Annotated in this window: 23 protein-coding genes; 6 read left to right on the top strand and 17 right to left on the bottom strand. The window is 38.1% G+C overall.

Going from position 1 to position 26,868, the window contains the following annotated elements:
• Positions 1-370 precede the first annotated feature (370 nt).
• The 5 genes from AC6BKE_RS12000 (at position 371) to AC6BKE_RS11980 (ending at position 6,008) form a co-directional block, all read left to right on the top strand.
• Positions 371-2,032 (top strand): peptide ABC transporter substrate-binding protein, encoded by a 1,662-nt coding sequence (locus AC6BKE_RS12000; RefSeq protein WP_499856867.1) that lies wholly within the window; start codon positions 371-373, stop codon positions 2,030-2,032.
• Between the two features lie 138 nt (positions 2,033-2,170).
• Positions 2,171-3,100, top strand: a complete 930-nt coding sequence (locus AC6BKE_RS11995) for an ABC transporter permease (RefSeq protein ID WP_043989660.1) — start codon at positions 2,171-2,173, stop codon at positions 3,098-3,100.
• Complete coding sequence (locus AC6BKE_RS11990) at positions 3,100-4,020, top strand: ABC transporter permease (protein ID WP_499856866.1); 921 nt, start codon at positions 3,100-3,102, stop codon at positions 4,018-4,020. The genes AC6BKE_RS11995 and AC6BKE_RS11990 overlap by 1 nt, the downstream gene beginning before the upstream one ends.
• A 13-nt stretch (positions 4,021-4,033) precedes the next feature.
• Positions 4,034-5,089, top strand: coding sequence for an ABC transporter ATP-binding protein (locus AC6BKE_RS11985; RefSeq protein WP_499856865.1), 1,056 nt, complete (start codon positions 4,034-4,036; stop codon positions 5,087-5,089).
• Entirely contained in the window at positions 5,082-6,008 is a 927-nt protein-coding gene (locus AC6BKE_RS11980; RefSeq protein WP_499856864.1) for an ABC transporter ATP-binding protein, read from the top strand. The genes AC6BKE_RS11985 and AC6BKE_RS11980 overlap by 8 nt, the downstream gene beginning before the upstream one ends.
• A gap of 269 nt (positions 6,009-6,277) precedes the next feature.
• Here AC6BKE_RS11980 and AC6BKE_RS11975 read toward each other — a convergent pair whose 3' ends face one another.
• From AC6BKE_RS11975 to AC6BKE_RS11955, 5 genes are read right to left on the bottom strand one after another with little or no spacing between them, the layout of a single operon-like run.
• A complete protein-coding gene (locus tag AC6BKE_RS11975) occupies positions 6,278-8,101 on the bottom strand; it encodes an oligopeptide ABC transporter substrate-binding protein (protein ID WP_499856863.1) in 1,824 nt (607 codons plus the stop codon).
• Between the two features lie 17 nt (positions 8,102-8,118).
• A complete protein-coding gene (locus AC6BKE_RS11970) occupies positions 8,119-9,018 on the bottom strand; it encodes an ABC transporter permease (protein WP_036125031.1) in 900 nt (299 codons plus the stop codon).
• A 35-nt stretch (positions 9,019-9,053) separates the two neighbouring features.
• A complete protein-coding gene (gene opp4B, locus AC6BKE_RS11965; RefSeq protein ID WP_089931972.1) occupies positions 9,054-10,016 on the bottom strand; it encodes an oligopeptide ABC transporter permease in 963 nt (320 codons plus the stop codon).
• A gap of 1 nt (position 10,017) precedes the next feature.
• Positions 10,018-10,953 carry an ATP-binding cassette domain-containing protein gene (locus AC6BKE_RS11960; RefSeq protein WP_089931969.1) on the bottom strand — a complete coding sequence of 312 codons (936 nt, stop codon included), beginning with the start codon at positions 10,951-10,953 and terminating at the stop codon, positions 10,018-10,020.
• Positions 10,950-11,963, bottom strand: a complete 1,014-nt coding sequence (locus tag AC6BKE_RS11955; RefSeq protein ID WP_089931966.1) for an ABC transporter ATP-binding protein — start codon at positions 11,961-11,963, stop codon at positions 10,950-10,952. Before AC6BKE_RS11955 ends, AC6BKE_RS11960 begins: the two co-directional genes overlap by 4 nt.
• A gap of 735 nt (positions 11,964-12,698) precedes the next feature.
• Here AC6BKE_RS11955 and AC6BKE_RS11950 point away from each other — a divergent pair.
• Positions 12,699-13,487, top strand: coding sequence for an MBL fold metallo-hydrolase (locus AC6BKE_RS11950; RefSeq protein ID WP_036125068.1), 789 nt, complete (start codon positions 12,699-12,701; stop codon positions 13,485-13,487).
• A gap of 73 nt (positions 13,488-13,560) precedes the next feature.
• Here AC6BKE_RS11950 and pyrE read toward each other — a convergent pair whose 3' ends face one another.
• The 12 genes from pyrE to lspA form a co-directional block, all read right to left on the bottom strand.
• Complete coding sequence (gene pyrE / locus AC6BKE_RS11945) at positions 13,561-14,190, bottom strand: orotate phosphoribosyltransferase (RefSeq protein ID WP_036125070.1); 630 nt, start codon at positions 14,188-14,190, stop codon at positions 13,561-13,563.
• A 3-nt stretch (positions 14,191-14,193) separates the two neighbouring features.
• Positions 14,194-14,898, bottom strand: coding sequence for an orotidine-5'-phosphate decarboxylase (pyrF, locus tag AC6BKE_RS11940; RefSeq protein ID WP_499856862.1), 705 nt, complete (start codon positions 14,896-14,898; stop codon positions 14,194-14,196).
• A complete protein-coding gene (locus AC6BKE_RS11935) occupies positions 14,898-15,809 on the bottom strand; it encodes a dihydroorotate dehydrogenase (protein WP_499856861.1) in 912 nt (303 codons plus the stop codon). The genes pyrF and AC6BKE_RS11935 overlap by 1 nt, the downstream gene beginning before the upstream one ends.
• Entirely contained in the window at positions 15,806-16,579 is a 774-nt protein-coding gene (locus AC6BKE_RS11930; RefSeq protein WP_036125045.1) for a dihydroorotate dehydrogenase electron transfer subunit, read from the bottom strand. The genes AC6BKE_RS11935 and AC6BKE_RS11930 overlap by 4 nt, the downstream gene beginning before the upstream one ends.
• Position 16,580: 1 nt before the next feature.
• Complete coding sequence (carB, locus tag AC6BKE_RS11925) at positions 16,581-19,778, bottom strand: carbamoyl-phosphate synthase large subunit (RefSeq protein WP_499856860.1); 3,198 nt, start codon at positions 19,776-19,778, stop codon at positions 16,581-16,583.
• Positions 19,771-20,871: a glutamine-hydrolyzing carbamoyl-phosphate synthase small subunit gene (gene carA, locus AC6BKE_RS11920; protein WP_271912489.1), complete on the bottom strand. Its 1,101-nt coding sequence runs from the start codon at positions 20,869-20,871 to the stop codon at positions 19,771-19,773. The genes carB and carA overlap by 8 nt, the downstream gene beginning before the upstream one ends.
• The gene (gene pyrC / locus AC6BKE_RS11915) at positions 20,871-22,148 is read right to left on the bottom strand and encodes a dihydroorotase (RefSeq protein ID WP_499856859.1); all 1,278 of its coding nucleotides are present in this window, start codon (positions 22,146-22,148) and stop codon (positions 20,871-20,873) included. Before pyrC ends, carA begins: the two co-directional genes overlap by 1 nt.
• A gap of 1 nt (position 22,149) precedes the next feature.
• On the bottom strand, positions 22,150-23,028 hold the full coding sequence (locus AC6BKE_RS11910) for an aspartate carbamoyltransferase catalytic subunit (protein WP_271913535.1): 879 nt from the start codon (positions 23,026-23,028) through the stop codon (positions 22,150-22,152).
• Positions 23,029-23,222: 194 nt separating this feature from the next.
• Positions 23,223-24,533, bottom strand: a complete 1,311-nt coding sequence (locus tag AC6BKE_RS11905) for a uracil-xanthine permease family protein (protein WP_058843474.1) — start codon at positions 24,531-24,533, stop codon at positions 23,223-23,225.
• Between the two features lie 17 nt (positions 24,534-24,550).
• On the bottom strand, positions 24,551-25,096 hold the full coding sequence (pyrR, locus tag AC6BKE_RS11900; protein WP_089931954.1) for a bifunctional pyr operon transcriptional regulator/uracil phosphoribosyltransferase PyrR: 546 nt from the start codon (positions 25,094-25,096) through the stop codon (positions 24,551-24,553).
• Positions 25,097-25,336: 240 nt separating this feature from the next.
• Positions 25,337-26,248, bottom strand: a complete 912-nt coding sequence (locus tag AC6BKE_RS11895; RefSeq protein WP_036125153.1) for an RluA family pseudouridine synthase — start codon at positions 26,246-26,248, stop codon at positions 25,337-25,339.
• Positions 26,245-26,724, bottom strand: coding sequence for a signal peptidase II (lspA, locus tag AC6BKE_RS11890; RefSeq protein ID WP_036125155.1), 480 nt, complete (start codon positions 26,722-26,724; stop codon positions 26,245-26,247). The genes AC6BKE_RS11895 and lspA overlap by 4 nt, the downstream gene beginning before the upstream one ends.
• Between the last annotated feature and the right edge of the window lie 144 nt (positions 26,725-26,868).

Genomic DNA, 26,868 nt, shown 5'->3' with positions numbered 1-26,868 from the left:
AAACTAATTCACTTAGTTTTACACAGATTTTCTACAAATCTATACAAATCCCTCAAGGTATTACATCCATGACTTTTGATTCATTTTTCAAATATCGATAATATTATCAAAAAAATAGGAATTTTCGGTATAGTAAATCATTTTTTTATTTTTGATTTATTTTTGATATTCAAAATAGATAATTATCAAAATATTATCATATAAACACTCTATTCCATTAGAGTGATAAATCAGAAAAATTTATCACTCTATTAAATGTCAGATAATACTATATAAATTTGAATCTTTTTTATTTTGTGCACAATGATTTTTTTGGTATATTAAATAGGAGCTTCACAAAAGGCTTAAAAATTGTATAAGGGGGATTCACATGAATAAAAACAAAAAGTTTTTATTATTAACAGTTCTTGCAGTATTTTCTTTAGTACTTGCTGCATGTGGCTTCGGTGGAGATTCGTCTGAAAAATCTAAAGACGATGGAAAAGATTCAGGTTCTTCTGAAACAACTTCAGGCGGCGAGTTAAACTTAGTAGTAACTTCTGAGCCACCATCATTACACCCAGGATTAGCAACTGATACAACTTCTAGTGCTATTCTTACAAATGTATTCGAAAATTTAACAACACTAGATGAAAATGCTAAACCAGTTGCTGCTGCTGCTTCTGACTGGACGATTAGCGAGGACCAAAAAACGTACACATTCACAATACGTGATAATAAATGGTCAAATGGAGATCCAGTAACGGCAAAAGACTTTGAATACGCATGGAAATGGGCATTAAACCCAGATAATCTTTCTGAGTATGCTTCAATTTTTTACCCAATTAAAGGGGCTGCTGCTTACAACGATGGTAAAATTTCTGCTGATGAAGTAGGCATTAAAGCAGAAGATGACAAAACATTAGTCGTAACGTTAGAAAACCCAACACCTTACTTCTTAGAATTAACAGCATTCAAAACATATGCTCCGTTAAATCAAAAAGCAGTTGAAGGTAATGAAAACTGGTACACTGATGCTGGTGATGACTATGTAACAAACGGACCATTTACTTTAAGTGAATGGAGACACAACGACGCAATCGTATTAAAGAAAAACCCAGAATATTGGGATGCTGATAAAGTTTCATTAGAGACAATTAATATCGGTATGGTTGAATCTGAAACAACTGCTGCTACAATGTTTAAAGCTGGTGAAATCGACTATCTTGGTGCTCCATACCAAACTGTTGCACTTGATTCAATCGAAGGATTTAAAGCTGATGGTTCTTTAAATATTGCTGACCAAGCTTCTGTATATGTCTATAAATTAAATACAAAAGATAAATTTACTGGAAACGCTAACATTCGTAAAGCGTTAACTTTAGCAATCGATCGTCAAGGTTTAATTGACAATGTTACTAAAGGTGAGCAAAAACCTGCATTAGGTATGGTGCCAATCGCAGTTAGTGGTTTTGAAGAAGACCGTGGTTACTTCAAAGATAACGATATTGAAGGTGCGAAAGCTGCACTTGAAGCTGGTATGAAGGAACTTGGTATTAAAGATCCTTCAGAAATCACTGTTAACATTTCGTTCAACACAAGTGAAGCACATGCAGCAATCGCACAATTTATACAAGAGGGCTGGACGAAAAACCTTGGTATTAAGGTAGGTCTAGATAACTCTGAGTGGCAAGTTTACCTTGAGAAACTTAATCAATTAGATTACCAAGCTGGACGTCTAGGCTGGACTGGTGACTTTAATGATGCATATACATTCTTAGAAATCTATGATACTGCTGCAAACGGTAACAACGATACTGGTTGGGAAAACCCAGAATACAAAAAATTATTAGATCAATCTAATTTAGAAACAGATCCTGCTAAACGTCTTGAGCTTCTAAAACAAGCAGAGTCAGTTATCATGACTGATTTACCTGTTGCACCTATCTACTACTACACTAACCTTTCTGTAGTACACGATAACGTGAAAAACATGCAAGCAGATGTTCTTGGTAACATTCCACTTAAAGAGGTTGTAGTAGAAGAAAAATAATTATTTATATTATTTTATCTTGCTTTTTAGCTCTACAGTAAGAGCTGCCTCGTAGCCACTACGGCGCGAGTCAGCTCTTTTTAAAATACGAAGGCATTTATTTGTCAGACAATTGACAAATAGAAGGAGGAGTTTTATGTGATTAAATATATTTTGAAAAGGCTGATGTATATACTTCTCGCGCTTTTCGTCATCGTAACGGTTACGTTTTTCTTAATGCGTCTCGCTCCTGGTAGTCCTTTTGCGAGTGAACGTAATTTCCCACCTCAAATCGAGGAGAAGTTAAACGAAACGTATGGATTAAATAACCCTTGGTATATACAATATAAAGATTATTTAATCGATACGGCCACTTTCAATTTCGGTGAGTCAATGAAATATAAAGCGCGTTCTACAAATGATATGATTTCTGAAAGTTTCCCTGTTTCTTTAACATTAGGGATTGAGGCTATGCTATTAGCAATTGGATTCGGTGTATTAATTGGCGTAGTTTCCGCGCTATATCATAATAAGTTCCCGGATTATTTGGCAACGTCCTTTGCGGTGCTCGGTATATCAGTACCTTCATTTATCTTAGCAGGTTTAATGCAGTATTTCTTAGCCTTTAAGCTAGGTTGGTTCCCAATCAGTGGATGGAAAGGCTTTGTTTATAGTATATTGCCAGCCCTTGCAATCGCTTTCTCACACATGGGCTTTATCGCGAAATTAACTCGTTCAAGCATGCTTGAACAAAACAATAGTGAATATGTAAAAATGGCTCGTGCGAAAGGTATTGGTAAATGGACAATCGTATTCCGCCATACATTACGAAATGCTCTATTACCAGTTGTAACGTACATTGGTCCTTTAACAGCTGGGGTTGTTACAGGTAGTTTCATTGTAGAGCAAATTTTCGCTATTCCTGGACTTGGTAAACACTTCGTTCAAAGTATTACAAACCGTGACTATACAGTCATTATGGGTACGACTGTGTTCTATTCCATCATCCTTTTATTTGCGGTATTAATCGTTGATATACTATATAGTGTGATTGATCCGCGTATTAAACTGAAAGGAGCGAAAAAATAATGACACAGCAGCAAATTGAAAAAGATAAGTTCAAAATTGTTGGTGGCAATCATGAAGCAACGGAAAAATTAGCTGATAAATCCGTTTCCTTTTGGAAAGAAGTATTTCTCCGTTTCTCTCATAACAAAATGGCCATCATTGGGATAATTATTTTAATCATTGTTATTTTAATGGCTATTTTCGTACCAATGCTTTCTCCGTATAAATCAAGTGATCAACTAGGTGTTTACAATGCACCTCCATCTGCACAATTTTGGTTTGGAACAGATGATCTAGGTCGTGACATTTTCGTTCGTATTTGGGAAGGAGCTCGTATTTCCCTATTTATCGGAATTGCCGCAGCGGTTATTGACTTAATTATCGGTGTTATTTGGGGAAGTATTTCAGGTTTAGCAGGCGGTCGTGTTGATAATATTATGATGCGTATTGCTGACGTTTTAACAGCTGTCCCTTACCTTTTAGTAGTAATCGTACTGTTAGTTGTTATGCAACCAGGTTTATTCCCTATGATTATTGCCTTGTCTATCACTGGATGGATTAACATGGCACGTATTGTACGTGGGGAAGTATTATCTATTAAAAATCAAGAATACGTTCTTGCAGCTCGTACATTAGGTGCTAGTACAGGCCATTTAATTATTAAACACTTAGTTCCGAATGCTCTTGGTGCTATTTTAGTAACGATGACTTTAACAATTCCATCTGCTATCTTCACTGAGTCTTTCTTAAGTTATCTTGGTCTTGGAGTTCCTGCTCCAACAGCTTCTTGGGGTACGATGGCTTCTGAAGGAAATAAAGCCATTGCGAATGCTCCATGGCGCTTGATTTTCCCAGCAGTATTTATCTCACTAACAATCTTTGCGTTTAACGCAGTTGGTGACGGCTTACGTGATGCCCTAGATCCAAAACTACGTAAATAAGGAGGTGGCCGAAATGAGTAAAACAATTCTTGAAGTTAAAGATTTAAAAATTAATTTTAAAACTTATGCAGGGCTTGTTCATGCTGTACGTGGTGTTAACTTTGATTTAAAGGAAGGTGAAACACTCGCTATAGTTGGTGAATCAGGTTCCGGTAAAAGTGTTACAAGTAATGCATTAATGAAACTAATTCCACAGCCACCTGGTATTTATGAGTCAGGACAAATTTTATTTAATGGCCGTGATTTAGTTCCGTTAACGGATAAAGAAATGTCTAAAGTACGTGGAAATGAAATTGCAATGATTTTCCAGGATCCTATGACAAGTTTGAATCCAACGATGAAGGTCGGACGTCAAATAACTGAAGTAATTTTGCAACACAAAAAGGTTTCCAAAAATGATGCGAAAAAACGTGCCATTGAGCTTTTAACACAGGTAGGTATCCCCTTCCCTGAGAAACGTTATAATCAATACCCACATGAATTTTCAGGTGGTATGCGTCAACGTGTTGTCATCGCCATCGCCCTTGCAGCTGATCCGAAGCTATTGATTGCTGATGAGCCAACAACAGCCCTTGACGTAACAATTCAAGCACAAATTTTAGAGCTAATGAAAGAAATCCAGAAAAACTCAAAAACATCTATCATTTTCATTACACACGATTTAGGTGTTGTGGCAAACATTGCAGATCGTGTAGCCGTAATGTACGCTGGACAAATCGTGGAGTATGGTACTGTTAATGATATTTTCTATAATCCGAAACACCCATACACATGGGGTCTACTAGGTTCTATGCCTGATCTAGATAATGATACGGATGAGTTATTACGCACAATACCAGGTTCACCACCAGATCTTACGAACCCGCCTAAAGGTGATGCATTCGCAGCTCGTAACGAATATGCTATGGCAATTGATTATGAACAAGAACCACCAATGTTCCAAGTAAGTGATACACATTTTGCAAAAACTTGGTTGTTGCATCCTGATGCACCAAAGATTCCTCTTCCAGATGCGGTTGCTAAACGTATTGAAGGGTATTTAGCAAAGGAGGCACAAGAAAATGACTAAAACTGGTGCTAAAAAAATTCTTGAAATTAAAAACTTAAAGCAGCATTTTGGATCACCAAGTAATCCAATCAAAGCCGTAGATGGTATTAGCTTCGATGTTTATGAAGGGGAAACACTTGGTCTTGTAGGCGAATCAGGTTGTGGAAAGTCAACAACGGGTCGTTCAATCATTCGATTATATGATATTACAGGTGGCGAGATTGTTTTCGATGGTGAAAACGTTCATGGAAAAAAGTCTAAAAATGAGTTAAAGAATTTTAACCGCCAAATGCAAATGATTTTCCAAGACCCTTACGCTTCTTTAAATCCTCGTATGACGGCTGGTGAAATCATTGGTGAAGCCTTTGATATTCATGGCCTTTACAAGGATAAAAAAGAACGTCGTGCAAAAATTCAAGAGCTACTTGAAGCTGTTGGTTTAAACAAAGAGCACGCGAATCGTTACGCACATGAATTCTCTGGTGGTCAACGCCAACGTATTGGGATTGCCCGTGCGCTAAGCTTAGATCCTAAGTTTATCATTGCTGATGAGCCAATCTCTGCGCTTGACGTATCGATCCAAGCTCAAGTTGTTAACTTGTTAAAACAACTTCAAAAAGAACGTGGCTTAACATATCTTTTCATTGCTCATGACCTTTCGATGGTAAAATACATCAGTGACCGTATTGCTGTTATGTACCGCGGTAAAATCATGGAAATCGGTAAAGCAGATGATATTTACAATCACCCTGTCCACCCGTATACAAAATCTTTATTATCAGCAATCCCACTTCCTGATCCAATGTCAGAGAAACGTCGTCAACGTATTCCGTACAAACATACTGAAGTTGACGAAAGTGCATCGTATCATGAAGTAGGCGACCAACACTATGTTTATGGTACTGCTGATTTAGTAAAAACATGGGTTGCTAATCGATAAAATTGACACTCCTATCGCAGTTTACAGCTGTGATAGGAGTTTTTTTATTTTATACCCACATTTAACTGTAGTCTAAACCCGTATAAAGTAATTCTCTATAAAAGGCATCTATACCAGACTTACATAATTGTTATTGAATGTTTACAATAAATTTTATTAACTTTTCTACTCTATAACCTCTTTAATTTTCTTTCATTCACAGCATCCTTAAATAGGTTTTGAAAAAACAGTCTTTCTTCTATCAAGAAAGACTGCTTCTTTGATACCTATTATTTTATTGGAGCATCTGCTATTAATTCAATATCTTGTAACTCTGTAAGATTTGCATAATCAACATTGTAATTTTTCACGCGTTTATTAACTGGAATAACTTCAGTTCTGAAGAATGTTGGAACTACCATTGCTTTATCACTCATATATTCTTGCCATTCACGGAAAGCTTTAGAGCGTTTATCTTGATCCATAGCCTCTTCTGAGTCGATAGCTGCTAATAATTTTGTTAACTCAGGTGATACATAGCGGCTAAAGTTGAATTCAGCACCTACACTATATAAACCCGCTGGAGATGGATTTGTTCCTGTATTCCAAGCTGCCATAAACATATCGATCTCCGGATCATCTGCTTGTACTTTATCATAAAATGCATTGAACTCGATAAGACGTCCAGTTGTTAACTGTACATCTAAACCAACTTCTTTCCAATTTTGACGGAAGTATTCAACAATTGCTTCATCCGTTTCTGACCCAGCCATAGAAGCTAAACGAATAGAGAATTTTTTACCATCTTTATCTTCACGAATTCCATCACCATCAACATCTTTAAAACCAGCTTTATCTAATAACTCTTTCGCTTTTTCTGGATCGTAATGGTAACCCTCTAATGTTTCATCATAGAATGAGAATACTGGTGGAATTAAAGAGTTCCCACGTACACGCAAGCCTTGATAGAATTTTTCAGCCACTCCCTCAACATCTGTTGCGAAAGCAATTGCTTGGCGTAACTCTACATTGTTCATTTTTGATTTTTCATCAAACACGTTTACTTTTGCCGTTGTATCATATTTTCCTAACTTAAAACCGATATAAGAATAAGACAATTCTGGTCGACCAAGTACAGAAATATTTTCTAAAGATTTAATACTATCAAATTGAGTAGTTGGATAAGATGTTGCTAGGTCATATTTCCCTGTTCTTAACGCCTCACCAATTGAAGTTGGTGGAACAACTTCGATTACAACTTTATCAACTTTCGGCTTTCCTTTAAAGTAATGTTCGTTAGCTACAAGTTGTACAGATTCACCATTAACAACTTTATCAAGTTTAAATGCGCCAAGAGTCACAGGATTTTTTCGTACTGCATCTGAAGCTAGTAAATCTTTTACTGGAATTGACTCTAATTGATGCTTTGGTTCTGCATAACCCCATAAGCCATCCCCGCCATAATAAATTGCAGGTGATACTTTTTTAAATTGAATTTTAATTGATTTATCATCTACTTTTGTAATACCTGAGATTGTATCAGCCTTGCCATTATGATATTCTTCAGCCCCTACAATATTTCTGAAGTCATCATCGTAACGTACACCTGTATAATCAGGATGTCCAATAATTTCGTAAGGATATATTAAATCTTCTGCTGTTACTGGTGTACCATCAGACCATTTATAATCACCTTGCAATGTGACTGTTGCTGTTTTAGCATCAGTGTCAACTTCTAATTTTGCAGCGCCCTTATCAGTAATAAGGAAGTCACCATCAACGTCAAATATTGAATTTGTCATAAATGCTAAAATATCTGAGTCATAGGCATCTTCATAAAGTTCATAGTTGAAAATCCCTTGGAATGGAGAGCTTGCTACAAGTCCTACACGTAATGTACCACCTTGAATTGCTTCTCCTTCATTTGTTACCTCCATTGGAAGTAACGAATCATTTGTTGCCTCAGATTCACCGGATTTTTCTGTTTCACCTGACTTTTCTGTATTATCTGTTTCTGAGCCTTTTTCAGACCCACTGCCTCCACCACCATTGCAGGCTGCTAAAATTAGCATGAATGCAAAAAGTACGGATAGGAATAACCAATTCTTCTTCATGTGTAAATCCTCCCCTTTTATCCTAATCGTTGTTTTGCGTCAGCCGCACGTCTTAGCGCTTGACCAACATAATTTATACCAAGCATCAAAACTAAAATTAATAATGATGCGGGCAACCAAATCCACCATTTTGTAGATAATACTATCGGGTTTGTTGCATAGCTTACTAATGTCCCTAAGCTAGGTGTAGAAGGAGGTAAACCAAAGCCTAAAAATGATAGACCTGTTTCAATACCCACATTCCCTGCAAAGTTCAACGTTAACTCGACTATTAGCAACGAACTTAAATTTGGTAGTATCCCTTTAAACATAATGGCAAAATCACTAGTCCCCATTGTTTTGGAGGCACTTACATAATCTCGTCGTCCTTCAGATAAAGCTTTACTTCGAACAAGACGTGCAGTACCTATCCATTGAAAGGCACTTAAAATCAAAATTAACTCTAAAACACCATATTTAGGAATAATTGTAACTAATACAATGATAATCATTAATGTCGGTAATGTCATAAGAAAATCAATGATACGCATAAATAAATTATCAATAAAGCCACCATAGTAGCCCATTATTATACCTAGTGCGATCCCTAAAGCATTTGCAATAAGAGTGATAGCAATTGCAATTAAAATAGAATTTTTCGCACCGATAATAAGCTGTCCATACATATCACGCCCAGCTTCATCAGCCCCAAGGATATATCCATTAACGCCAGGCTCTGTAAAGCGCTCTAATAATTTAATTCGTAATATTTCATCCTGGTTCATAAAAAAGGACATAATTAATATCGCAATTATAAGTAATGTTATTCCTATAAATGAAAATAATGCTAATTTATCTTTTCTAAATTCACGTATAACCACTTGAATTCCTGTTGGTGGAGTACTTTCAACTTTCACTACATCATTTTTTTGATCCATTTTATTCACCTCTCCTTATGCGTTCAATTTAGCTGTTAGTCTATGCGGATACGTGGATCAACAATGCTCATAATTATATCTGACAATAGACTACCTAATAACGCTAAGAAGCCATAAAGCATAACAAGAGCTGTAATAACACTATAATCGCGACTTGTTACGGAATGGATGAATAATTGCCCCATGCCCGGGAAGCCAAAAATTGTCTCTATGAATATCGAGCCGCCTAATAAACCTGTAATTGTAAAGCCAAGGAAGGCTGCAATTGGTAATAAGGAGTTACGGAAAATATGTCTTCTATAGATTTTTTTCATCGGTACACCTTTACTACGTGCTGTTTTAACATAATCCTGTGTCTTGGCATCGATAATTTCTGAACGTAAGTATTGAATAATCGTCGTTGTAGCTAAAATTGCATACGTCATTGCAGGTAATATTAAATGATACAAGCGATTCCAATAATACTCGAGTGTTCCAGGCTCTACACCTACATCGACTGTTCCGCTCGTTGGGAACCACATTAAACGGTATCCAAAGATATATAAGAAGATTAAACCCAATACAAAGGTCGGTATTGCATAGCTTATAAAGCTATACAGAGTAATCGACTTATCGTACAAAGTATCCTGTTTACGTCCAGCTATCATTCCTAATGGAATAGCTATTAAATAAACGAGAATGGTACTAAGTAGAGCGAGCCAGAATGTGTTTAATGCACGCTCGCCAATCAATGTGGACACTGCAAGTTTATATGTATAGCTTTGTCCAAAATCACCCTGAAAGGCATTGATTACCCAATGGTAATATTGTACATACCAAGGGTCATAGTAACCCGCTTGAATTCTTAGTTCCTCAATTCTTGCAGGATCCGTCTCTGGAGTAATTAACCCCGTAAAAGGATCACCTGGCATTTGTTTTGCTAGGATAAAAATGATTAAGCTTAATACAAACATTTGAGGAATCATTAAAATTACTCTTCTAACAATTGTTTTCCACATTTCACATTCCTCCCGACATTGCAACCATATGTGTGTTTGAAATGGATTTCAGTGGATAGACTTTTCCATGCTCATCATAATATTTATGTTGCTCTTGTTGATAATTCTCTTCTACTTTTTGTCGAATCAATTTGCGCTCATCCCTAGTCTCTGGTTCGATATTCGGAATGGCTGATAAAAGCCGATTCGTGTAAATATGCTGTGGATTCTTATAAATATCATGTCTTGTACCAGTTTCCACAAAGCGGCCTTTATACATAATAGAAATATGATCACACATATGTTTAACAACACCTAAATCGTGGGAAATGAATAAGTAAGTAAGACCGTATTCGTTTTGGATATCTTTCATAAAATTTAAGACCTGTGCCTGTACAGATAGATCTAGTGCAGAAACAGGCTCATCCGCAATGATCATTTTAGGGTTACATGCAACCGCTCGCGCAATGCCAAGACGCTGCTTTTGTCCTCCCGAAAATTCATGTGGATATTTGAGTAAGACATCCTCTGACATCCCAACAATAGCTAGTAGCTCTTTAATACGTTTGCGTTCCTCTTGATCACTAAGCTTCATGAAATTTCGAATGGGTTCTGCAAGAATATCAAGAACACGTTTCCTAGGATTCATACTTGAATGAGAGTCTTGGAAAATCATTTGAATATCTTTGTTATAGGCTGAATCACGCTGTCTTCGTTGATTTGTGACATTTTCGCCCTCATAAAAAATTTGACCAGAGGTGATTTTTTCTAAGCCAATGATCGCTTTTCCAGTAGTCGATTTACCGGATCCTGATTCACCTACTAATCCATAGGTTTTCCCTTTTTCAAACTCCATCGTCACGCCGTCCACCGCATATACTCGATCGACAATAGTATTAAAAAATCCACCACGTATTGGATAGTGAACATTTAAATCCTTAATCTGCATAAAGCTCATATAGCCCCGCCCCCTTCTTCACCTTCAAAATGAAAGTGTTTCCAGCAGGTACATCTCACAAAATGTCCTGGCGCAATTTCATGTAATTGAGGTTTTGTTTCGTGTGAAGATGCATCAATCCACGGAATTCTTCCTGAAAAACGACAACCTTCTCGAGGTAAATTTATTAGAGATGGTACCATCCCTTGAATGACCTCGAGTCTTTCATTTTCGCTATGTGTTTGTGGAATTGAATTTAGTAGCGAGCGAGTGTATGGATGTCTTGGATTATTGAATAATTCCCGAACTGGAGCCTCTTCCACTACTTCCCCTGCATACATAACTACAACTCGATCAGCCATCTCCGCTACAACACCCAAATCATGCGTAATGAGAATAATACCTGTCTCCGTTTCAGTCTGTAATGTTTTTAATAGGTCCAAAATTTGGGCCTGAATTGTCACATCTAAAGCAGTTGTCGGTTCATCAGCAATTAATATAGCAGGCTTACATGATAAGGCAATTGCAATCATAACACGCTGACGCATACCACCAGATAACTGGTGCGGAAATTGTCTAGCGACACGTTTTGGATTCGCAATCCCAACTTGATTTAGTAGTTCTAATACTCTTTCACTTCGCTGTTGTTTTGAAAGCTTAGTATGATAAATTAACCCTTCTTCTATTTGTTCGTTAATTCTCATTAAAGGGTTAAGTGCTGAAAGTGGGTCCTGAAAGATAAATCCTATGTCATTACCACGTAAGTTATTAAATTGTTGGTCATTCAATTGAGCTAAATTTTGATTATTATAAAAAATATCACCAGAAACCTTTGTATTTACTTCATTGTGCAAGCCTACAATAGTAGTCGCTAATGTACTTTTACCACAACCAGATTCTCCAACTATTGCTAATACCTCATTTTTTTTAAGGGAAAGTGAGACATCATCTACAGCAGCGTGGTATGTATCTTTAATGCGAAAACTTGTAGACAAATTTGTAATTGTTAATAAGTCTTTTGCTGTATTCAAACAATCTCTCCTCTATTATTCAATATTCTGAAAATACAAATGATACTTTATATCAGAATCATATTTAATTTTTCTCTCTTCCCCTCTCTTTTTCATTATAGCTAGTATAATTTTAATAATTTTTTCGCTTTAAACGCGTAAGCCGCTGATAGAATTATCTGAAAATTAAACCGTGCTATTATTTTAGCTAGAAAACATGTATAAACGCAAGTACCTTTTTCAAATTATTACAAACCAAAATATAAATTTCCACCATACCTCTTCCTTAAAAAAATAGTAATTTCAGTATTTAAAGTTAAGAATTATTTTACTTTTTCTTTACAAAGTTACAATTCTCACAAATGAATATTATATAAATATAATTAATGATATTTCACATTATATTTATTCGCGCAAATAAAATGCTTAAAAATTCGATTAATTCAGTATTTTAAAGCAAAAAGTAAAAAAATACTTTTTATGAAAAAGTTATATTTCACACATTTTTGTTTTCAATAAATAATTTTGGACGTTGAAGTGCTAATATTTCAAATTACTTTAAAAAAATAATTTATAGCTATTAGTTTATAGCTATCTACCATACTTCTTAATTATTTCTGATTGCCGATTTTTTCTCCAATTTTCGATATAGAAATACTATTTAGAATATTTTTAAAGGAAATTACATGTTTTTATGTTAAAATTTCCAATGACAAAGTTTTATTAAATTATTAACATAAGGAAGGGTTGTCTGTGATGGCAAAAATTAATGATGAATGGTTTACAGTAGAAGAAATCAATAATGAAACATATGCTATAAGTGAATATGGTCATTGGGAAAAAGTACATTCCTTTTTATTGCTTGGAGAAAAACGGGCTGTTCTCATTGATACAGGTCTTGGCATTGATAATATTCAAAGGATTAGTAAACAATTAACCTCTTTGCCCATTTCTGTGATGACAACACATGTCCACTGGGATCATATTGGTAGCCATGGAGCATTTGATGATATTTATGTTCATAAGGATGAAGTTGATTGGTTAATCAATGGTATCCCTAAATTATCTATCGAACAGATTAGAAAGGATATTGGACGTAATATTACATTACCTACACCTAAAACGTTTAATCCATCGAATTACAAGCCTTTTCAGGGACAGCCTTCTGGATTTTTAGAAGATGGGGATGTTATAGATATGGGGAACCGAAAATTATCAATTCTCCACACACCCGGGCATTCGCCTGGCCATATTGCTATTTTGGATCATAAATATGGTTATTTGTTTACAGGGGACTTACTCTATGATCAAGCACCTATTTATGCATTTTTTCCAACTACTTCCCCCGAGGATTTAGTTCAATCTTTAGAAAAAATAGCTAACTTACCTTCGCTTACGAAAATTTTTGGTTCACATCACACATTAGGTCTTGATCCTTCTATTTTATTGGAGGTGAAACGGGCAATTATGACACTTCGTGAGAATAATCTAGTACGTTTTGGGACAGGTATTCATCGTTTTAATGGTTTTAGTATTCAATTTTAAATACCCTCATCCTATTTAAATAGAAAGAAAAAAGCTGTTCTACAGGTCAAATAACCTATAGAACAGCTTTTCATTATAACTCTCCAGCCTTTAATTTCGCATGCCACTCTTTTAAAAATGGAATATCTTCTTCTTTAATAGCACCTGATTCGTTTGCTGCTTCAATTAAATAATCGAAGTTTGTTAACGATACATACTGAATGCCAGCCTCATCAAATGCTTGCTCAGCGCGTGGAAGATTATAGGTGTAGACACAAACTACGCCTAATACTTCACAGCCAGCTGCACGCAATGCTTCTACTGCTGTAATCGAAGAACCGCCTGTGGAAACGATATCCTCCACAACAACTACTTTTTGACCTGCTGCGTATTTTCCTTCGATTTGATTACCACGACCATGCTCTTTTGCTTTTGATCGTACATAAACCATCGGTAATTCTAAAATATCACTTACCCATGCTGCGTGTGGGATACCCGCTGTAGCTGTTCCTGCTACGATTTCTGTTGCACCAAAATTCTCTTTGATAACAGCTGCTAAGCCATTTGCTAATTGTTTACGAATAACTGGGTCTGAGATTGTTAAACGAGTATCACAGTAAATAGGAGATTTAATACCAGACGCCCATGTAAATAATTCAGTTGGATTTAATTCTACAGCACCCACTTTTAACATAGCGTGTGCAATTTCATTTTGTAATGTCATCATTTATGCCTCCCATAATTCACTTACGATTTTATATGCAGCTACTGGATCCTGTGCACCAGTTACGGCACGCCCAACAACGATGAGTGATGAACCGTCACGCTTTGCGCCATCTGGTGTGGCAATACGCTTTTGATCGTGTGCAGCACCGCCTGCTAGACGAATTCCAGGTGTTACACGTAGAAAATCATCTCCACACACTTCTGCAATTGCCTTCGCCTCATGTACAGAGCAAACTACACCTTGTAAACCTGCTTGTTTTGTAAGACTTGCATAATGTAAGACAGACTCTTGTAAAGATAGAGCAATTTGTTGTTCTGCTTGCATTTGTTCTTCTGTTGTTGATGTTAATTGTGTAACGGCTATTAATGCTGGATGTTCTTTGCCAGTAGGTGTACCCGCTTCAAGTCCTTCTAGTGCTGCCTCCATCATAGGACGTCCCCCAGCAGCATGGACATTGACTAAATCTACCCCTAGTTTTGCTAGACCCTTCATCGCCGAGCCTACTGTATTCGGGATATCATGTAATTTTAAATCAAGGAAAATATCATGACCTAAATCCTTTACTTTTCGAACAATGTCAGGCCCTTCTTGCATATATAATTCCATACCAATTTTCACGAAAAGAGGCTCATTGAACTGTTTTAGAAAATCAAACACTTCTTTTTCTCCTGGAAAATCTAGTGCTAATATTGGTTTCGTATTCATCAGCGATGGCTCCTTCCGATAATCTCTGTTATATGTTCTACACCTAATGCATCAAGCTTTGCTGGTAATTCTTCAATGATGTTTGGACAGACAAAGTGGTCAACAAAGTTTGCTGTTCCTACTGCTACAGCTGAAGCACCTGCAGACATAAAATCAATGACATCCTGTGCTTCTGTTACACCACCCATACCAATTATCGGAATATTGACAGCCTTGTACACCTCATAAACCATTCGGATTGCTACAGGTTTAACAGCAGGACCTGATAGTCCACCTGTTCCATTAGCAATGACAGGCTTTCCTGTACGCTCATCTAAACGCATACCTACCAATGTATTTATCATCGTAATACCATCTGCTCCACCTGCTTCAACAGCTAAAGCAATATCCACAATATTTGTCACGTTTGGTGATAGCTTCACATAGACTGGCACTTCAGCCACAGCCTTGACAGCCTCAACAAGCTGACGTGCTGTGGCTGGGTCTGTCCCAAACTGGATGCCACCACACTTCACGTTAGGGCAAGAAATATTCAGTTCCAACGCTTTGACATTTGATGCTGCTGAAATACGACGCGCTACTTCCACATAATCTGCCGTTTCAGTACCAGCAACATTAGCGATAATTGGCACATCATAGCTCTCTAAAAATGTCAATTCTTCATTCATCACTTTTTCAATGCCTGGATTTTGTAAACCAATTGCATTTAACATCCCCGCCGCTGTTTCAGCAACACGTGGCGTTGGGTTACCGGCACGTGTTTCGACCGTTGTTGCCTTAATCATGATAGCACCTAGTTTTGACAAATCATAAAGCTGTGCATATTCACGGCCGAAGCCAAAGCAACCCGAAGCTGGCATAATTGGATTTTTTAACGCTAAGCCTGGTATTTGAATGGTTAAACGACTCATAGTGCCACCGTTCCTTTCGGGAAAACTGGACCATCAGAGCATACTTTAACATAGTCTTTTTCAACTTCATCAGTTGTTTTACATACACATGCAAAGCAAGCTCCAATACCACAGCCCATACGTTCTTCAAATGATAAATAACCCACTTTTTCAGGATAAAAGCCCTCTAATGCTTTTAACATCGGTAATGGCCCACAGGAATAAAATACATCAAACTTTGGGGCACTTGACTCTAATACAGTTGTTACAAAGCCTTTTGTACCTTTCGAGCCATCCACAGTCACATAATGTGTTTCACCAAGTGCACTAAATTCATCCTCATAAAAGCAGACATCCTCTGTTTGGAAGCCTAGGACATGGATGGTTTTCACACCACGAGCATTCAATTGTTTGGATAATTCATGTAAAGGTGGTACACCAATTCCACCGCCAACTAATAGTGCAGTGCCTCCCTCTTGTACCGCATCTACTGGGAAACCATTACCTATTGGACCAAGCACGTTGACTTGTTGACCTTCTCGATTCGTCGCCAGCACTTTCGTACCACGCCCTTCAGCACGATAAATCATAGTAAACTCATTGTTTTCTTTATCAATATTTGCAATACTAATTGGTCGACGTAAAAGCGGCTCCAATGAATCTGACACCTTTACATGGACAAACTGGCCAGGAGTCATCTCCTGAACCAGTTCACCATGAAGTGTCAGTTCGAAAATGTTTGTCGCAATTTGCTTTTGAGAGACGACCGTCATTTTCTCTTGACGTATCATATTAGTGTACTACCTCCGCTTTTGGCATTTGTTCTGCTGTAAATGTCATGGATTCGATAACACGAACCATTGCTTCTGCTGTATCTAAAGATGTTAGACAAGGTACACCATTTTCTACAGACTCACGACGGATTCGGAAGCCATCACGAGCTGGCTGCTTCCCTTTAGTTAATGTATTGACAACAAGCTGAGCTTCACCATTTTGGATAAGGTCAATCAATGTTTGTCCTTTCGCACCAATCTTGCCAACAATATCTGTACGTACTCCTGCTTCTTCAAATGCTTTTGCTGTACCTTCAGTAGCTACAATGCGATACCCTACCGTAGAGAAACGTTTTGCTAATGCAATCGCTTCTTCCTTATCTTTATCAGATACAGTAAACAATACTGTACCTTCTGTACGAATTTCCATACCTGCTGCAACTAAACCTTTATAAAGGGCTTTTTCTAATGTTGCATCTTTCCCCATTACCTCACCAGTGGATTTCATTTCAGGTCCTAATGTAATGTCTACACGACGTAATTTTGCGAATGAGAACACTGGTACTTTTACAAATACACCCTTTTGTTCAGGCGCTAAACCTGTTGGGTAGCCCTGCTCTACAATAGATTTTCCAAGGATTGCTTTCGTTGCAATATTAGCCATTGGAATATTTGTAATTTTACTTAAGAATGGTACTGTACGTGATGAACGTGGGTTTACCTCAATCACAAATACTTCGCCCTGTGAAATTACGTATTGGATATTCATTAAGCCAACGATGCCTAGGCCCGTCGCGAGACGAGTTGTATAATCAACTAATGTATCCTTTTGTACCTGTGTTAATTTTTGTGGTGGATAGACAGAGATTGAGTCTCCAGAGTGAACCCCTGCACGCTCAATATGTTCCATAATTCCTGGAATTAGAACATTTTCGCCGTCACAGATAGCATCTACTTCGATTTCCTGTCCTGTTAAGTAACGGTCTACTAAAACAGGATGATCTGGAGATGCCTCCACTGCATTTTCCATATAGTGCTGTAATTCATCTTGATTGTAGACAATTTCCATTGCACGTCCACCAAGTACATACGATGGACGAACAAGTACTGGGAAGCCTAGACGCTCACTAATGGCAAGAGCCTCCTCTGTAGAAACGGCTGTTTCCCCTAGCGGCTGCGGAATGTTTAATTCACGTAAAGCCTGCTCGAACTTATCGCGGTTTTCTGCACGGTCAGTATCTTCTAAAGATGTACCTAAGATTTTCACACCATTTGCTGCTAATTTATCGGCTAGGTTAATGGCAGTTTGACCACCGAATTGAACAACAACACCAATTGGTTGTTCTAAATCGATAATATGCATAACATCTTCAATTGTTAATGGCTCGAAGTAAAGCTTATCAGAAATAGAGAAGTCTGTTGATACTGTTTCTGGGTTGGAGTTGATAATGATTGCCTCATAACCAGCTTCTTGAATCGCCCATACTGAGTGTACTGTTGCATAATCAAATTCTACCCCTTGGCCGATGCGGATTGGACCTGATCCAAGTACCACAACAGAAGGTTTTTCCGACTTGATGGATTCATTTTCTTCCTCATATGTGCCATAGAAATATGGTGTTTCCGATTCAAATTCCGCTGCACATGTATCAACCATTTTATAGACTGGAATAATGCCATGTTCTTTTCGGTAAGAATAAAGATCCTCAGGTGTAGTTTCCCAAAGCTCAGCAATTTTCTTATCTGCAAAGCCTAAACGTTTTGCCATACGAAGGACATCTTTGTCATTTTTATTGTCAGCAAGTGTTTGTTCCATATCCACGATATTTTTAAATTTATTTAAGAAGAATAGATCAATCTCTGACCATTCATGAATTTGCTCAATAGTTACACCTCGACGTAAAGCTTCACCGATGAAGAATAGACGCTCATCTCCAGCTTTGCGGATACGTTTTTCAATCCAAGAATCTGAGTTTTCTTCAGCATGTTTTAACTCTAAGTGTACTTGACCTGTCTCAAGGGAACGAACCGCTTTTAACATAGCTTCCTCAAATGTGCGACCTAATGCCATTACTTCACCAGTCGCTTTCATTTGCGTACCAAGATTACGTTTAGCTGATTCGAATTTATCGAATGGCCAGCGAGGAATTTTAGCTACGATATAATCAAGTGCAGGTTCAAAACAAGCATATGTTGATCCTGTTACAGGGTTTTTAATTTCATCTAATGTTAAACCAACTGCAATTTTAGCTGCTAGCTTAGCAATTGGATAACCTGTTGCTTTAGATGCTAGTGCAGATGAACGCGATACGCGTGGGTTTACTTCAATCACATAGTAATTAAAGCTATATGGATCAAGTGCTAGCTGGACGTTGCAGCCACCCTCTATTTTAAGTGCACGAATAATATCTAGCGAAATATTACGTAGCATTTGGTTTTCACGATCTGATAGTGTTTGCGTTGGTGCTACAACGATTGAGTCACCTGTATGGATTCCTACTGGGTCAACGTTTTCCATGTTACATACAACAATGGCATTGTTAGCCGCATCACGCATTACTTCATATTCAATCTCTTTATAGCCAGCAATCGATTTTTCTAATAAACATTGTGTTACGGGTGAATATTTTAAACCCGATGTCACAATCTCTTCTAAATCTTGATCGTTGTAGCAAATCCCGCCCCCTGTACCGCCAAGTGTAAAGGCTGGTCGAACAATTACAGGGTATCCAATTTTCGCAACAAATCTTTTCGCTTCATCTAAGTTATGAATAATATCAGACTCAGGAACTGGAGCACCTAGCTCATACATTAAATTACGGAATAAATCACGATCTTCTGCTTTATGGATAGCATCTAGTTTTGTACCAAGAATTTCAATACCAAGCTCGTCTAAAATACCTGATTTGTCTAACTCAATCGCCATATTTAAACCTGTTTGACCGCCAAGTGTTGGTAAAATCGCATCTGGACGCTCTTTACGTAAAATACGAGAGACAAAATCAAGAGAAATTGGCTCGATATATACTTTGTCCGCAATTTCTGTATCTGTCATGATTGTGGCAGGGTTTGAGTTGATTAAAATAACACGGTAGCCTTCTTCTTTTAATGAAAGACAAGCTTGTGTACCTGCATAGTCAAATTCTGCTGCTTGTCCGATAACGATTGGGCCTGAGCCAATTACTAAAATAGTTTCAATATCTGTACGTTTAGGCATGTTGTTTCCCCTTCCCTGCTTCTACTTCCATCATTTCGATGAATTCATCAAATAAGTGGTTTGAATCCTCTGGTCCTGGTGATGCTTCTGGGTGATATTGCACTGTGAAAATCGGATATTTCTTATGACGCACACCTTCACATGTTCCATCATTTAATGCGATATGTGTTAATTCTAAATCCGTTTCTTTTAATGAATCGATGTCGATAGCATAGCCATGGTTCTGAGATGTTAAATCTGTACGTCCTGTGCGTAAGTCTTTGACTGGGTGGTTACCACCGCGGTGTCCAAACGGTAGTTTGAAGGCTTTTGCTCCACTAGCTAATGAAAAGATTTGGTGTCCTAAACAAATACCGAACATTGGCACTTTTCCTATTAAGTTACGTACTGTTTCAATACCTTCCTGAACATCTTCAGGATTCCCTGGTCCATTGGATAGCATGATACCATCTGGATGCCAAGCTAAAATTTCCTCAGCTGGTGTATTATAAGGTACTACCAACACATCACAATCACGTTTGTTTAATTCGCGTAGGATTCCGTGCTTCATACCATAATCAATTAAGACAACTCGTTTACCACGACCAGGAGATGGATAAGCAGCTTTTGGAGATACTTCACGGACATGGTGTGTAATGGCTGGTGTCACTTGTAATTGTGCTACAATTTCATCCACATTTACTTCTTCATCAGCAGCCGTCAAAATCGCTTTAACCGATCCTTTACTGCGTATGATACGTGTTAATTTTCGCGTATCAATGCCTTCAATTCCTGGGATATCCTTTGCTGTCAAATAGTCATCTAAAGTTAAATCACAGCGGAAGTTTGAAGGTTTTTTAGCCAATTCACGCACAACGAATCCACGAATGGCTGGCGTAATCGATTCAAAGTCATCACGGTTAATGCCGTAATTACCAACTAAAGGATATGTCAATGTAACAATTTGTCCATAGAATGAAGGATCTGAAATCGTTTCCTGATAACCTGTCATCCCTGTTGTAAATACAACCTCACCTTGTGAAGCGCGCTCGCTACCAAATGCTGTACCTGTAAATACTGTGCCATCTTCTAAAACTAGTAAACGTTTTTTCATTACTCTGCCTCCTGATATACGATATTGCCTTCAAAAATCGTTAGTACTGGCCAACCCTTTGCCACCCAGCCGTTGAATGGTGTATTACGACCTTTTGATACAAAGCCATCTGCATCAATTGTTTGTTCTTTTTGAATATCAATTAAAATCATATCCGCTGAAGCGCCTACTGCTAATGTGCCATATGGCAGATCAAAAATCTCAGCTGCTCTCACTGTCATCCAATCAATTAATTGCTTTAAAGTCCATTTTCCTGTTTCAACAAATTGTGTATAAAGCAATGGGAAAGCTGTTTCGAAACCGACGATACCAAATGGTGCGCCAACCATACCGCAGCATTTTTCTCCTACTGTATGTGGTGCATGATCTGTTGCGATGCAGTCGATTGTGCCATCAAGTAGTGCTGCATGTAGAGAATCCTTATCATCAACTGCGCGTAATGGTGGATTCATTTTCCAATTTGCATCGTCAGATGGTATATCCATCTCTTCTAGTAATAAATGATGTGGACAAACTTCTGCTGTGACACGAATACCTGCTGCCTTCGCATCTCTTACTGCACGCACCGATTCCTTCGTAGAAACGTGACAAACATGGTAGCGTGCCCCTGCCGCTTCTGCTAGTAGTACATCTCGTGCAATTTGTACTGATTCACAAATGGAAGGTATCCCTGGAAGCCCAAGCTCTTTATTACGCTTTCCTTCATGCATCACACCATCATAGATTAATGAGTTGTCCTCACAATGTGCTACAACAACCATATCGTGCTGAGCCGCATCTTTCATTTGCTCATACATCGTTGAGGCTAGCTGAATGCCTACACCATCATCAGAGAATGCCACTGCTCCATGTGATTTTAATTCTTCAATATTTGTTCGAACCTCGCCCGATATATCCTTTGTTAGGGAACCATATGGGAGTACTCGAATAACAGCGCTGTCCTTAATGAGCCCATTGATGAGCTGCATGTTGTCAACCGAATCAGGTACTGGCTTTGTATTAGGCATCGCACAAATTGTCGTAAAGCCACCCTTTGCTGCTGAGGCGGAGCCTGTAGCAATGGTTTCTTTATGCTCAAATCCTGGCTCTCGTAAATGTGTATGAACATCGATAAAGCCTGGTGCCACGATTAAACCATGTCCTTCAATCAGTTCTGCACCTGCTACAGTCACATCCTGACCAATAGCCGTAATCTTTCCGTCTGCCATTGCAATATTGACTGTCTTCAATTCACCTTGTTCATCTAGCATTTGTACATTTTGAAGTACCTTTGTCATGTTATTCTCTCCCCTTTAAAATGGTTTCCATAATAGCCATCCGTGTGTAAACACCGTTCCGCACCTGTTCAAAAATTCGAGAGCGATCACACTCTACTAACTCAGAAGCAATTTCAACATCACGATTTACGGGTGCTGGATGCATAATAATGGCGGATTCTTTCATTTGCTTTTCTCGTTCAATTGTTAAACCAAACTCTTGATGGTAACCTTCCTTTGAGAAGCTTTTATTTACTTTATGACGTTCATGTTGCACACGTAGTAACATAATGACATCACTTATTTCGATCAGATTATCCCATGAATGATGCGCTTCAAAACCGCCAGACCATTCTTCTGGGCAAAGGAAATGAACATTTGCCCCTAAATTTTGTAATGCTGTTGCATTTGATTTGGCTACTCGACTATGAGAGATATCTCCTGCAATTGTGACATTCAACCCTTCGAAACAGCCAAACTCTTTTTTGATGGTATAAAGATCCAATAAGGATTGTGAAGGATGTTGCCCAGCACCGTCCCCTGCATTAATAATCGCTACATTAATACCACCCAGCAGCTCATTGTAATATTCATCTTCTGAAGCTCGAATGATGACAGCATCTAAACCAATCATTTCTAACGTTTTGACAGTATCATACATCGTTTCCCCTTTCGTAACACTCGAAAACCCTGCATCGAAAGGGATAACATGACAGCCAATTTTGTATTCTGCCATTTCAAAGCTTGTTTTTGTACGAGTACTTGGTTCAAAGAATAGATTGGCCACTTTGTACGGGCGAGATAACGATGATGTTTCACCATTTTCAAATGCTTGCGCAAGATCTAGGATTTGGTTAATCTCTTCTGTTGTTAAATGTTCCATCGATAATAAGTTCTTCATCATGTGACCTCCATTAGGTTGTGAATCGTGAACGTCTATGTATGACGTTCTCTGTATATAAAGTAAAAGCCCCGTTGATGTCATCAACGAGGCATAAGGAGGCGTGACAAACTACAGCAAGACATACATCCTACTTCAGCCTGTCCACAACTTCCCTTTTTTTGCCTCTCTGGACAATTCATTAAAAGGTACTACTATGAATCTTTATTTTGATTGTATTGTACAGGTATATCTGCTTCTTTCTTACCTGGTAGAATCGCATTCAATAGCACACCGATAATCGCGGCTAGCGCCATCCCTTCAACACTTAATGATTCAGAGATAACAAACTTGGCACCGCCAATACCAATGACTAATATGACTGAGGCAATAACTAGGTTACGGCTATTACCAAAATCAATATGATTATCTACTAGCATACGTAGGCCACTTGCTGCGATTATTCCGAAGAGTAAGATGGACACTCCCCCAAGTACTGCGGTTGGAATCGTTGCAATCACTGCCATTGCTTTCCCGAAGAATGATAGTAAGATGGCAACCACTGCTGCACCTGCAATAACGTAAATACTGTACACTCGAGTAATAGCTAGTACACCAATATTTTCACCGTAAGTTGTTTTCGGAGGCCCCCCGATTATAGCACTCACAAATGTTCCAAGTCCGTCTCCTAATAGGGAACGGTGCAACCCTGGCTCTTTAATATAATCTCGATCTACTACTTTTCCTAATACTAGCTGGTGACCAATATGTTCCGAAATTGTTACAATCACGATTGGTACCATGATAAGTAGAATTTTTGTTGTTATTTCAAACTCATAATGCACACCTGGTATTAAGAAATCAGGCATTGCGAAGAATTTTGCTTGGGCAATTGGTGTATAATCTACGATGTCTACGATCATGGAGTAAATATACCCTACGATTAAGCCCATCAAAATTGGCATAGTGCTTAAAATTCCTTTAAAGAAAATCGTAAAGATAATCGCTGTAAAGACCGTAACTAAAGCAGCTGAGAAGTGTAAAAAGCTATACTCTCCATTGACGTTCATGGCCATATTCACAGCTGTACCAGATAGTCCAAGTCCAATTACCATAATAACTGGACCTACCACGATTGGCGGCAAAATTTTCATAATCCACTTATAACCACTTTTCCAAATGATTAAGGATACAATTCCATACGTAATCCCGACAGCCATCGCACCGATCATGGCATTGCCTGGGTGGACACTCGAGCCATCATCATTTAAACCGCCTGCCGCAAGTATGATTGGTGCTATAAAGGCGAAGGACGACCCTAGATAGGCTGGTACTTGAAATTTCGTAATTAATAGGAAGAATAATGTAGCAATCCCGCTTGTTAAAAGAGCAATCGCTGGACTAAGTCCTACTAACTGTGGCACTAAAATTGTTGATCCAAACATCGCAAACATATGCTGGAAACTTAATGTCACAAGCTGAAGTGGAGTTGGTTTATCCTTAATATCTAAAACTGCATTTGACATATTGTTTCCTCACTTTATTATTCGTCTTCTTTATAAATAATGACGCAATCTTCTCCATCTACTTCTTGTAAGTTGACAATGATGCGCTCAGAGCCAGAAGTCGGAACATTCTTCCCTACATAGTCTGCTCTAATTGGCAACTCTCGATGCCCTCTATCCACTAGCACGGCTAGTTGAATTTGAGCAGGTCTCCCCAAATCCATTACAGCATCCAGTGCTGCACGTACTGTTCGTCCTGTATAAAGTACATCGTCTACTAAAATGATCTTTTGATTTTTCACTACATACTCAATATCAACTTGTTCTACATGTGCTTGTTCGTTTTCATGTTTGGTTGTTAAATCATCTCTGTATAGCGTAATATCAATTTCCCCTGTACGAATAGGTTTACCTTCAATTTTTTCAATTCGTTGTGCCAAACGTTTGGCTAGAAAGGCACCTCTTGTTTTAATGCCAACTAAAATACATTCATCGATTCCTTTGTTGCGTTCAATAATTTCATGGGCAATACGTGTGAGTGCCCTTGTCATTGATGGGCCATCTAATAATTCATTTTGTGCCATATCCGTTCCTCCTCTCTCTACTCTAGTGTCAGCCATGTGTCCATAAAAAAACCTCTCGAGGCGAATAGCCTGAGAGGGGTTGTATACGTGTCGAAAAAAGCATGTCGAAAAATTTGCAGCACAAATTTTTGCAACACTATCACATGTCCCTTCTCAGCCTCTCTGGACTGCTATTAAAGGTGAATATTTAGTTATGTTGTTCATTCACTGTGGTTAGTATAGACTTTCTTTTCTTATTCGTCAATGCCTATTTCGTAAATCATTTAATAATTGCTCATAATCAACTGGAAGTGGTGTTTCAAACTCCAAATATTCACCAGAAGAAGGATGATCAAATCCTAAAGTTGCAGCATGCAAAACTTGTCCACCAAAGTCTATTGTCTTTTTCGGACCATATTTTGGATCTCCCACTAGTGGGAAGCCGATATAATTCATATGCACACGAATTTGGTGTGTACGTCCCGTTTCTAAACGACATTCTACTAGTGTATAATCACCAAAACGCTCCACAACTTGGAAGTGTGTCACCGCATGTTTACCGTTATCAACGACTGCCTGTTTTTGACGATCCTTTTGATCGCGACCAATCGGTGCATCAATTGTCCCCTTATCATGTGCGATATGACCGTGTACAAGGGCAATATATTTACGTGTCACCGTTTTATTCACTAACTGATTCACTAACGATTCATGGGCTGTATCATTTTTAGCCACCATTAATAGACCTGACGTATCTTTATCAATACGATGGACAATACCAGGTCGCATCACACCATTAATACCGGATAAATCCTTACATTGATACATTAAACCATTTACCAGTGTACCGGACATATGGCCTGGTGCTGGATGAACGACCATCCCCTTTGGTTTATTGACAACAAGGACATCTGCATCCTCATAAACAATATCCAAATCTAATTTTTCGGCTATTACATCTAGAATTTCTACTTCTGGTACATCAATCAAGATGACATCACCAGCTTTTACTTTATATTTTGCTTTTACAGCATCGCCATTCACTTTGATAATCCCATCATTAACCCAGTTCCCAATTTGTGTACGTGACCACTCTGATTGTAAGCTTGAAAGTGCTTTATCAATGCGCTCTCCTTGCTGCTGTTCTTCGATTGTATATGTTACTTGCGTCATTGTTTCACCTGTTTCTTTTCTTTTTTATCTTCCATAATCAAACCAATCATTAGTACAACGACAGCTATAGTTAATGCAGCATCTGCCACATTAAAAATAGGGAAGTCATAATTAATAATTGGAATTAAAACATCAACAAAATCGACCACTTCTCCTCTAAAAAGACGATCGATAAAGTTTCCTAATGCGCCACCAAGTAATAGCATTAAACCCACTTGAAAAACGGGCTTTCCTTTTGCCTCTTTATGATAAAAGTAGAGAATGGCACAAATGACAGCAACTGTCACGATACTAAATAACCACATTTGCCCTTCTAGCATCCCCCATGCTGCACCTCTATTACGATGAGATAAAATGCCAAACCATGGGTCCCACACAGCAATGCGTTCAGCATACTCCATATTTTTCACAATTAGCCATTTTGTCCATTGATCTAATAAAACGACAAAAGCAGCCAATCCATAATATTTATACACAGTCATTCCTCCGTTCACTCAACATCTTACCTATTCTACCATAACAGCACCCATCACAATAACTAATATCACATCAAAAGATGGCGGATGCCCAATCTCTTTCAAGAATATAAAAAAGCTATTTCTATTTACTTTTTAAGCAAT

It is taken from the genome of Lysinibacillus sp. COL-1, from assembly GCF_059814265.1.
The sequence above is the reverse complement of the archived record's forward strand: the minus strand, read 5'-3'. Positions and strand labels throughout refer to the sequence as shown.